The organism is Limnohabitans sp. (assembly GCF_038134685.1).
GTDB lineage: Bacteria > Pseudomonadota > Gammaproteobacteria > Burkholderiales > Burkholderiaceae_C > Limnohabitans_A.
On sequence record NZ_JAYPVP010000012.1, the window covers coordinates 23,685 to 33,869 of the forward strand.

Sequence of the window (10,185 nt, forward strand, 5' to 3'; positions counted from 1 at the left end):
ACACCTTTGGTCGTGCGGTCGCGGTAGCGGTAAGTCACCCAACTGCCCACCTCAGGTGGATTTCGCCTTTGCGCATCGCTGAGACCTGAACCCAAGGCGAACACCACGCCCCGCGGCGTACGCACCTGCAAGGCGCCGGTCATGCCAGCGAAGCGCCCCTTGCCGGGCAAATACCCCACCACCTGCGCTTCCGCGTCCAGCTCAGGTTTGAACTTGAACAAGGCTTGTGTGCGACCGGACTGCCAAAGCGCGTCGGCACGGTGCAGCACCAGGCCTTCACCGCCATCGCGCACCAGTGCATCGAGTCGCTGCTGCAAGACAGCTGCCGTATCCATGCGGGTCTGCTCCACACGCAGCAGCCAAGGCTGCCGGGCGGCGTCAATCACCGACTGCAAAGCCTGCCAGCGCAACTCAAATGTTTCACCCCGCCCTGGTGCATCAAACACAAGGTAGCGCACTGCACGCCAGCCGGTCTCATCAGGCCGCAGCTGGCGCACCACGCCCGAGAGACGGTCAAACTGACCGCGTCCCATCCAAAGCTCGCCATCCAGCGGGTGATCGGGCAAGGCCCGCACAAACCAGAGTGGGGCTGCGATCTCGCGACCACTGCGAAAGCGCAGCCGCTGGCCATCCCAGACAGCACGAACACCATCGAATTTTTCACTGACCAGAAAACCCTGTGGCGAACGGCCCGCAGGCCAATCCGAAGCCAATTGCACGCCCGTTGATGCCGCTTGTGCGTTGGGAAGAAAAGGAAATGCAGCCAGCCACTGCAGACTGCGTCTGCGCGTGAACATGCCAATATTGGGGCGCAAAGCCCGCAAAGTGAATTGATCCATATGTCCCCCTGATGACCGCCAGCCTGCGTGGGTATGGCATGTGTTATGGGGACATCATGCGTCAACAGCGTTGACGCAGCAAGAGGGACTTACATCAGCAAGCGCGAAGTGCGCGGCACATGCGCCATCAGAAATTCCATCTGGTCGGCCAGGATGCGGCGGTTACGCAAGATGAAGTCCTCCCACAGGCTGGGCACATAGGGGGTGTACAGCAGCGGCATGTTGGCCTGCTCGGGTGTGCGGTCGCGTTTGCGGTGGTTACAGGCCTTGCAGGCGGTGACCACATTCATCCAGTGGTCGCGGCCATTTTGCGAGACGGGAACGATGTGTTCGCGCGTCAATTCGGCCTCGTGGAAATGGTCGCCGCAGTAGGCGCACACATAGCGATCGCGGGTGAACAGCTTGGTATTGGTAAGGCCCGAGCGCAGCTCAAAAGGATTGATCTTGGGCACGCCCTTGGTGCCAATGATGCTGTTGACGGTGATGATGGATTGTTCGCCAGTGATGGCGTTGTGACCGCCATGGAACACGGCCACTTGCTGGCCGACCTCCCAGCGCACCTCATCGGCGGCATAGTGCAGCACCGCTTCTTCGAGCGAAATCCAGGACTGGGGCAAACCTTGCGCCGACAGCTTGAGAACCTTCACACACGCCTCCAATCAACAGCCATAAAGACACTGACACGGGTTCGTGAGTCGCGACCTGGATGTGGGCGGGAGCCAGCAGGCCGGGCTCAGTCACAATATAACCCTTAAATTTCTCAAATTCATGACACGGACGACATGAAAGTCTTTCGCGGTTTTCACCACCCCGAGCTGGCACCGGCCTGCGCACTGACCATCGGCAACTTCGATGGTGTGCACCGTGGCCACCAGGCCATGCTGGCCCTGTTGCGCAACGAGGCGGCGCACCGGGGCGTGCCCAGCTGCGTCATGACGTTTGAGCCACACCCGCGCGACTTCTTCGCCAAGGCGCTGAACAAGCCTGAATTGGCCCCTGCCCGCATCGCCACCCTGCGCGACAAATTGCTGGAGCTCGAACGCTGCGGCGTGGACCAGGTGGTGGTGCTGCCCTTTGACGCTCGCCTCGCCAGCCAGTCACCGCAGGCCTTCATCGAAGAAGTGCTGCTCAAGGGCTTGGGCGTGCGATATGTGCTGGTGGGTGACGATTTCCGGTTTGGGGCCAAACGGGCGGGCGACTACGTCATGCTGGACCAAGCCGGCCAGAAGCTGGGGTTTGATGTGGCACGCATGAATTCGTATGAGGTGCATGGCCTGCGCGTATCGAGCTCGGCAGTGCGCGATGCCCTGAGCGAAGCACGCATGCAGGATGTGGCCACTTTGCTGGGCCGACCCTACAGCATCAGCGGCCATGTGGTGCACGGACGCAAGCTGGGCCGCGAACTGGGCGCCACGCACGAAGGTGCGGGCAACGGCTTCCGGACCCTGAATTTACGTTTTTCGCACTGGAAATCGGCCGCCAGCGGCATCTTTGCCGTCGAGGTACATGGCCTGACGCCCGAGCCTCTGGCGGGGGTGGCCAACCTGGGCATTCGCCCCTCGCTGGACCCCAACGACGTCAACGGTGGCCGGGTGCTGCTGGAGACCCATGTGCTGGACTGGCCCGCCGACCTGGGTGGCGAAGGGGGCTACGGTAAAATCATCCGTGTGGATCTGCTGCACAAACTCCATGACGAGCTCAAATACGACAGTCTGGATGCCCTGACAAAAGGCATCGCCCAGGACTGCGAGAATGCGCGCGCCTGGTTTGCCTCGCGCCATGGCGAGACCCATCGCCAGACCACCCGTGACCGAATTTGACGCTCTCGCCGTCCGCCTGAGCAGGCATACCCTGCACTTCTTAGCCCCTTGGGCTCATTGATTTTTGCGGTCCCTTTCTTGCCGCATCGAGTTTCCAGCCATGTCTGACCAAACCCCTGATTACCGCTCAACCCTGAACCTGCCCGACACGCCCTTTCCCATGCGTGGCGACTTGCCCAAGCGCGAACCCGCCTGGGTGCAGGAATGGAACGACAGCGGCCTGTACCGCCAGCTGCGAGAGGCCCGCAAAAGTGCCCCGCTGTTCGTGTTGCACGACGGCCCGCCCTACGCCAACGGCAAGCTGCACATTGGCCACGCGCTCAACAAGGTGCTCAAGGACATGATCGTCAAAAGCCGCCAGCTGGCCGGTTTTGACGCGCAGTACATCCCGGGCTGGGACTGCCACGGCCTGCCCATTGAGAACGCCATCGAAAAACTGCATGGCCGCAACCTCAGCCGTGACGACATGCAGGCCAAAAGCCGCGCCTTTGCCACCGAGCAGATCGACCAGCAGCGCGAGGACTTCAAGCGCCTGGGCGTGCTGGGCGACTGGGAGCGCCCCTACCGGACCATGGACTTTGCCAACGAGGCCGGCGAAATCCGCGCCTTCAAACAAGTCATCGAGCGCGGCTTTGTCTACCGCGGCCTCAAGCCCGTGTACTGGTGTTTTGACTGCGGCTCCAGCCTCGCCGAATTCGAGATTGAATACGCCGACAAACAAAGCGACACGCTGGACGTGGCGTTTGAAGCCGACGATGCAGCCGCGCTGGCCAAGGCCTTTGGCCTGAGCCAATTGCCGGGCGATGGCAACAAGAAAGCCTTCACCGTCATCTGGACCACCACCGCATGGACGATTCCTGCCAACCAGGCGCTCAACGCCCACCCCGAGCTGGACTACGCCCTGGTGGACACCCCGCGTGGCGTCTACATGCTGGCCGCCAGCCTGGTGGGCAAATGCCTAGAGCGCTTCGGGCTCGAAGGCCAGGTGATCGCCACCGCCAAGGGCGAAGCCCTGCGCGGCCTGGTGTTCCGCCACCCGCTCTACGACGTCGACAACGCCACCGGTCCCTACAGCTACAAGCGCCTCTCGCCCCTGTACCTGGCCGACTATGTGAGCGACACCGACGGCACCGGCATCGTGCACTCGGCCCCGGCTTACGGTCTGGATGACTTCAACAGCTGCGTGGCCCACGGCCTGGCCTACAACGACATCCTGAACCCCGTGCAGGGCAACGGCGTCTACACCGACGAGCTGCCTCTGTTTGGCGGCCTGCACATCTGGAAGGCCGTGCCGCGTGTATTGGAAGTACTGGCCCAGAGCGACCGCCTCATGGCCACGACCAAGATCACCCACAGCTACCCGCACTGCTGGCGCCACAAGACGCCCGTGATCTACCGCGCTGCGCCGCAATGGTTTGTGCGCATGGACGAAGGCACTGGCGTGTTCGAAGACCCGGCGCAAAAGCCTGCCAAAACCCTGCGCCAGATCGCGCTGGACGCCATCGAGCAAACCCAGTTCTACCCCGAAAACGGTAAAGCCCGCCTGCGCGACATGATCGCCAACCGGCCCGACTGGTGCATCTCGCGCCAGCGCAGCTGGGGCGTGCCGGTGCCCTTCTTCATCCACAAGGACTCGGGCGAGCTGCACCCGCGCACGCTGGAGATCCTGGACCAGGCCGCAGCCATTGTGGAAAAAGGCGGCATCGAAGCCTGGAGCCGCGTGACCACGCAAGAAATCCTGGGCGAGCAGGACGCGCCGCACTACACCAAGAGCACCGACATTCTGGAAGTCTGGTTCGATTCCGGCTCCACCTTCCGCCATGTGCTGCGCGGCAGCCATAAAGACGCTTACGCCCGCGCGCCGTACCACGAGAGCGGCCCCGAGACCGACCTGTATCTGGAAGGCCACGACCAGCACCGCGGCTGGTTCCACAGCTCGCTGCTGCTGGGCTGCGCCCTGGAAGGCCGCGCGCCCTACAAAGGCCTGCTGACCCACGGCTTTGCCACCGACGGCCAGGGCCGCAAGATGAGCAAGTCGCTGGGCAACACGGTGGACCCGCAAAGCGTGACCAGCAAGATGGGTGCCGAGATCGTGCGCCTGTGGGTGGCCAGCACCGACTACTCGGGCGACCTGAACATCGACGACAAGATCCTGGCCCGCGTGGTCGACGCCTACCGCCGCATCCGCAACACGCTTCGCTTCTTGCTGGCCAACGTGAGCGACTTTGACCCAGCCAAAGACGCTGTGCCGCTGGATCACATGCTGGAGATTGACCGTTTTGCCCTGGCCCGCGCGGCAGAGCTGCAGGCCGACATTCTGCGCCACTTCGATGTGTACGAGTTCCACCCCGTGGTGGGCAAGCTGCAGGTGTACTGCTCCGAAGATCTGGGCGCGTTCTACCTGGACGTGCTCAAGGACCGCCTCTACACCACCGCACCCAAGAGCCTGGCCCGCCGCAGCGCGCAGACCGCGCTGTGGCAGATCACCCACGCCATGCTGCGCTGGATGGCGCCCTTCCTGTCCTTCACCGCAGAAGAAGCCTGGAAGACCTTGGGCACCTCGCCCTCGATCTTCTTCGAAACTTTCGCCAAGTTCGACGCACCCGACGCCGCCTTGCTGGCCAAGTGGGCCCGCATCCGCGAGATCCGCGATGCCGTCAACAAGGACATCGAAGCCGTGCGCGCCGAAGGCAAGGTCGGCGCTTCGCTGCAAGCCAACATCACCCTGACGGCGCCTGCCGCCGACCACGCGCTGCTGGCCAGCTTGGGCGACGACCTCAAGTTTGTGTTCATCACCTCCAAAGTCACGCTGCAAGCCGGCGATGCGCTGGCGGTGCAAGTGGCGGTGAGCGAAGCCACCAAGTGCGAGCGCTGCTGGCACTACAGCGACGACGTCGGCCACGACAGCGCACACCCTACGCTGTGCGGCCGCTGCACCAGCAACCTGTACGGCGCGGGCGAAACCCGCACGGTGGCCTGATCGACATGGCACGCGGCAAAGGCACACGCTCGGGCTGGCTGCACTGGCTGGGCATTGCCCTGCTGGTGGTGCTGTTTGATCAGTTCACCAAGGTGCTGATCCTGGGCAGCTTTCAGTACGGCGACAGCGTGACGGTCACCTCGTTTTTCAACCTGGTGCGTGCGCACAACCATGGCGCAGCGTTTTCGTTCCTTGCGGGTGCCGGGGGCTGGCAACGCTGGTTCTTCACCGGCATTGGCATTGTTGCGACGCTGGTCATGGTCTGGATGTTGCGCAGCCACGCCGGACAGAGGCTGTTTTCCTGGGCCATCAGCTTGATCCTGGGCGGGGCTGTGGGCAACGTGATTGACCGCCTGCTGCATGGCTATGTGGTGGACTTTCTGGACTTTCACTGGCACTTGCTGGATGGCATCTTTCACGGCGGCCATTTCCCCGCTTTCAATGTGGCCGACGCTGCCATCACCGTCGGGGCGGGGATCTTGATCCTGGACGAGCTGCTGCGCGTGCGGCGCGGACGTTAAACGGTTAAGCTCGCGCTTTTGAACATCTGACTTCGCTGAGGGAGACAACCCATGCCAGCCTTGCTGCCCAACATTGATCCTGATGGTTTGCTCGAGTTTTCGGTGGTCTACACCGACCGGGCGCTCAACCACATGTCCAAGCGCTTTGCTGGCGTGATGACCGACATCTCGCGCATGCTCAAGGATGTGTACAAGGCACACAGCGTGGCCCTGGTGCCGGGCAGTGGCACCTTTGGCATGGAGTCTGTCGCCCGCCAGTTCGCCACCGGCCAGCATGTCATGGTCATTCGCAATGGCTGGTTCAGCTTCCGCTGGACGCAGATTTTTGACATGGGCCAGATCCCCAAGAGCCACACCGTGCTTAAGGCCCGCCGCGTGACCAACGCACCGCAGGCGGCCTGGACGCCTGCCCCCATCGCAGAAGTCAAAGCCGCCATCGCCGCAGAAAAACCTGCACTGGTGTTTGCTCCGCACGTGGAAACCGCCGCCGGCATGATGCTGCCCGACGACTACCTCAAGGCCGTGGCCGACGCGGTGCACGCCGTGGGTGGTCTGTTCGTGCTGGACTGCATTGCGTCTGGCGCCATGTGGGTGGACATGCAAGCCACCGGCGTGGACATCTTGATCAGTGCGCCGCAAAAAGGCTGGAGCAGCTCGCCCGCCTGCGCCATGGTGATGATGAGCGAAAGAGCACGCAAAGCGATTGACGCCACCACCAGCACCACCTTTGCCGCCGACCTCAAAAAATGGCTGCAGGTCATGGAAACCTACGAGAGTGGTGCCCACATGTACCACACCACCCTGCCCACCGATGCCTTGCAACGCCTGCAGCAAACCATGCTGGAGACCGAGGCCTACGGCTTTGCCAAAGTGCGCGAAGAGCAAATGACCCTAGGCGCCGCCGTACGCGGCTTGCTCAAGGAATACGGCTTTGCCAGCGTGGCCGCGCCGGGCTTTGAAGCCCCAGGCGTGGTGGTGAGCTACACCACCGACCCTGACATTCAAAACAGCAAGAAGTTTCTGGCCCAGGGCCTGCAAACGGCCGCAGGTGTTCCCTTACAGTGCGACGAACCCGCAGACTTCTCCACCTTCCGCATGGGCCTGTTCGGCCTGGACAAGTGGCACAACGTGGAGCGCACGCTGGGCCAGTTGCGCCAGGCGCTGGACGCCGTGGCGCCCAAGCAGAAACTGGCGGCCTGATTAAAGTGTGAGGATGGTACAGCCCGTGGTCTTGCGGGCTTCCAGCGCGCGGTGGGCGTCCTGCACCTGCGCCAGCGGGAAGGTCTGGTCAATGTGGATCTTGACCTTGCCAGAGAGCACCACATCAAACAGCTCATCGGCCATTTGCTGCGTGCGCTCGCGCGTGGCAATGTGCGTGAACAAGGTTTGACGCGTCACGTACACCGAACCCTTGGGGCCCAGAATGGCGGGCGAGAACGGGTCCACCGGACCGGACGAATTGCCAAAACTCACCATCAGGCCAAAAGGCTGCAGGCAGTCCAGCGACTGGTTCCAGGTGTCCTTGCCGACCGAGTCGTACACCACCTTGACGCCCGCACCCCCGGTGATTTCCTTGACGCGTGCGCCAAAGTCTTCGGTGGAGTAGTTGATGCAGAACTCGGCGCCGTTGTCGCGGGCCAGCTGGCACTTGGCCTCGGTCCCTGCGGTGCCGATCAAACGCAAACCCAGGGCTTTGGCCCACTGGCAGGCGATCAGGCCCACCCCACCCGCTGCCGCATGGAACAGCACAAAGTCGCCAGGCTGCAGGGCCTCGACAGGTTTGACGCGACGCAACAGGTATTGCGCCGTCAAGCCTTTGAGCATCATGGCCGCGCCCGTTTCAAAGGAAATGCCGTCGGGCAGCTTGCACACGCACTTGGCCGGCATCACACGCTCTTCGCAATAGCTGCCGGGCGGCATGCTGGCGTAGGCCGCGCGGTCGCCCACCTTCAGGTGCGTGACGCCCTCGCCCACGGCCTCGACCACGCCCGAAGCTTCCATGCCCAACTGCAGTGGCATGGCGTTGGGGTACAGGCCGGTGCGCTGGTAGACGTCAATGAAGTTCAGGCCGATGGCCTTGTGACGGATGCGGATCTCGCCGGAGCCGGGTTGCCCGACGGCCACATCAACAAGTTTCATGACTTCGGGACCACCGGTTTGGTCAATGTGAACGGCCTGGCTCATGGCTTTGCTCCTGAATGTAGGTAAACACAACAATGCGCGCACTTTGCCATGAATTGACCCCGCTTGCATGGCCCCGCAGACAGATCGGTGACAGCACGCCACGCACCTGATCGAACATTTGCCGCTACAGTGCGGGCATGCATCACAAACTCACGCCAGCGACTGCGCTGTGGCTGACCATTCCGCCCCTGCTGTGGGCAGGCAACGCCGTCATGGGCCGCATGGTGGGCCCCTTGGTTCCACCGATCACCCTGAACTTTTTGCGCTGGATCGGCGCCCTGCTTATCTTGCTGCCGCTGGCCCCTGGCTTGTTTCGCAGTGGCTCGGGCCTGTGGACCCATTGGAAGCGTTTTAGCCTGCTCGGTCTGTTGGGCGTGGGCTGCTACAACGCGCTGCAATACCTGGCGCTCAAAACCTCTTCGCCCATGAACGTAACCTTGGTTGCGGCCAGCAGCCCGGTGTGGATGCTGGGCATTGGCGCGCTGTTTTTTCAGGCACAGGTGCATCGTCGCCAACTCATGGGGGCAGCCCTCTCGCTCATGGGCGTGGCCGTGGTGCTCTCGCGCGGCGATATCGCACACCTGCTGGACGTCAAATTCGTCATTGGCGACGTGTTCATGCTGCTGGCCACCGCCTGTTGGGCCTGGTACAGCTGGCTGCTTTCGCGCCGCGATGAACCCGACAGCATTCGCAGCAACTGGGCCGCCTTCTTGCTGGCGCAAGTCATTTATGGCCTGGGCTGGTCCGGGCTGTTTACCGCCATGGAATGGGGCACCATCGATGCCAACATCCAGTGGGGCTGGCCGCTGGCAGCTGCACTGGTGTTTGTGGCCGTAGGCCCGGCGGTGGTGGCTTACCGCTTTTGGGGGCTGGGCGTGCAGCAAGCCGGTCCGGCTGTGGCCGGGTTCTTTGCCAACCTCACACCCTTGTTTGCCGCCGTGCTCTCCACCCTGGTGCTGGGCGAAGCGCCGCACCTGTACCACGCCGCAGCGTTTGCGCTGATTGTGGGTGGGATTGTGGTGTCGTCCAGGCGTTAAACACTGCCTGCTTTTTCAATCACAAGAATGCGTGCCTCACCAACGGGGTGAGCCACATGGTCGCAGCCCACGCCTGCATGAAATATGTCACCCGCATGCAGCCTAACCACCTGCACCTGGCCTTGCAATCTGTAGTGCATATCAATCTCGCCATCCATCACCGCAAACACTTCTTGCCCATCGTTCACATGCCAGTGATAGGGCTCATTGGTCCAGTGCAGGCGAATGCTCACGCTTTCAATGTGCGCAATATCCAAGGCTCCCCAGGCTTTTTCAGCAAGGAATTCTTTTCCTCGGAAAACACTACAAAGTGATTTGTTCATCGTCAGGCCTTGACCGAAATGAGCAGTGGCACCATGGAAGCCAACAGCAACAAGGCCATGCTGGCATTGAAGATGCGTAAATACAAAGGCTGACTCAAGTAGCGTTGAAGCTTTGCACCTGCGTAAGCCCAGACGCTGATGCATGGAAAATTCAACACACTGAAAAACACTGATGCCGCCAACACCATCAACACGCTAGGGTGCTCCGGCATGAAAGAACCAAAATACCCCAGCACCATGAACCACACTTTGGGGTTAACCCACTGAAACGCAGCAGCAGCCCACGGACTTAAGGGGCGCGCAGATGTGGTGACACCTGACATCGACACATTTGCCCCACGCCAGGTTCGAAAGGCCAAGTAACACACATAAAGCAATCCGACCACGCGCATCGCATCTTGTAGCACAGGCCACTGCACAAAAACTTGCCCCAAACCAAGCCCAACAGCCACCCACATGCACAGGCCACCCAGACTGATTC

Annotated in this window: 10 protein-coding genes; 5 read left to right on the forward strand and 5 right to left on the reverse strand. The window is 61.9% G+C overall.

Going from position 1 to position 10,185, the window contains the following annotated elements:
- Both AAFM15_RS06875 and AAFM15_RS06880 read right to left on the reverse strand, forming a co-directional pair.
- The coding region (locus tag AAFM15_RS06875) for a DNA ligase (protein WP_341685965.1) at positions 1–839 on the reverse strand (839 nt) is incomplete at its 3' end.
- 89 nt (positions 840–928) lie between these two features.
- Positions 929–1,486, reverse strand: coding sequence for an HNH endonuclease (locus AAFM15_RS06880; RefSeq protein WP_341685966.1), 558 nt, complete (start codon positions 1,484–1,486; stop codon positions 929–931).
- 135 nt (positions 1,487–1,621) lie between these two features.
- On the opposite strand from AAFM15_RS06880, the gene AAFM15_RS06885 reads away from it, so the two are divergent.
- The 4 genes from AAFM15_RS06885 (at position 1,622) to AAFM15_RS06900 (ending at position 7,360) form a co-directional block, all read left to right on the forward strand.
- The gene (locus tag AAFM15_RS06885) at positions 1,622–2,659 is read left to right on the forward strand and encodes a bifunctional riboflavin kinase/FAD synthetase (RefSeq protein ID WP_341685967.1); all 1,038 of its coding nucleotides are present in this window, start codon (positions 1,622–1,624) and stop codon (positions 2,657–2,659) included.
- Between the two features lie 100 nt (positions 2,660–2,759).
- Entirely contained in the window at positions 2,760–5,639 is a 2,880-nt protein-coding gene (ileS, locus tag AAFM15_RS06890) for an isoleucine--tRNA ligase (protein ID WP_341685968.1), read from the forward strand.
- Positions 5,640–5,644: 5 nt separating this feature from the next.
- Positions 5,645–6,160, forward strand: a complete 516-nt coding sequence (gene lspA / locus AAFM15_RS06895) for a signal peptidase II (RefSeq protein WP_341685969.1) — start codon at positions 5,645–5,647, stop codon at positions 6,158–6,160.
- A gap of 51 nt (positions 6,161–6,211) precedes the next feature.
- On the forward strand, positions 6,212–7,360 hold the full coding sequence (locus tag AAFM15_RS06900; protein ID WP_341685970.1) for an aminotransferase class V-fold PLP-dependent enzyme: 1,149 nt from the start codon (positions 6,212–6,214) through the stop codon (positions 7,358–7,360).
- Here AAFM15_RS06900 and AAFM15_RS06905 read toward each other — a convergent pair whose 3' ends face one another.
- A complete protein-coding gene (locus AAFM15_RS06905; protein ID WP_341685971.1) occupies positions 7,361–8,344 on the reverse strand; it encodes a quinone oxidoreductase in 984 nt (327 codons plus the stop codon).
- 137 nt (positions 8,345–8,481) lie between these two features.
- Here AAFM15_RS06905 and AAFM15_RS06910 point away from each other — a divergent pair, with 137 nt between their 5' ends.
- A complete protein-coding gene (locus AAFM15_RS06910) occupies positions 8,482–9,381 on the forward strand; it encodes a DMT family transporter (protein WP_341685972.1) in 900 nt (299 codons plus the stop codon).
- Here the strand turns inward: AAFM15_RS06910 and AAFM15_RS06915 are convergent.
- The gene (locus AAFM15_RS06915) at positions 9,378–9,704 is read right to left on the reverse strand and encodes a cupin (RefSeq protein WP_341685973.1); all 327 of its coding nucleotides are present in this window, start codon (positions 9,702–9,704) and stop codon (positions 9,378–9,380) included. The two genes, AAFM15_RS06910 and AAFM15_RS06915, sit on opposite strands and share 4 nt — an antisense overlap.
- A 2-nt stretch (positions 9,705–9,706) precedes the next feature.
- On the reverse strand, positions 9,707–10,185 hold a 479-nt coding region (locus tag AAFM15_RS06920; protein WP_341685974.1), incomplete at its 5' end, for a LysE family translocator.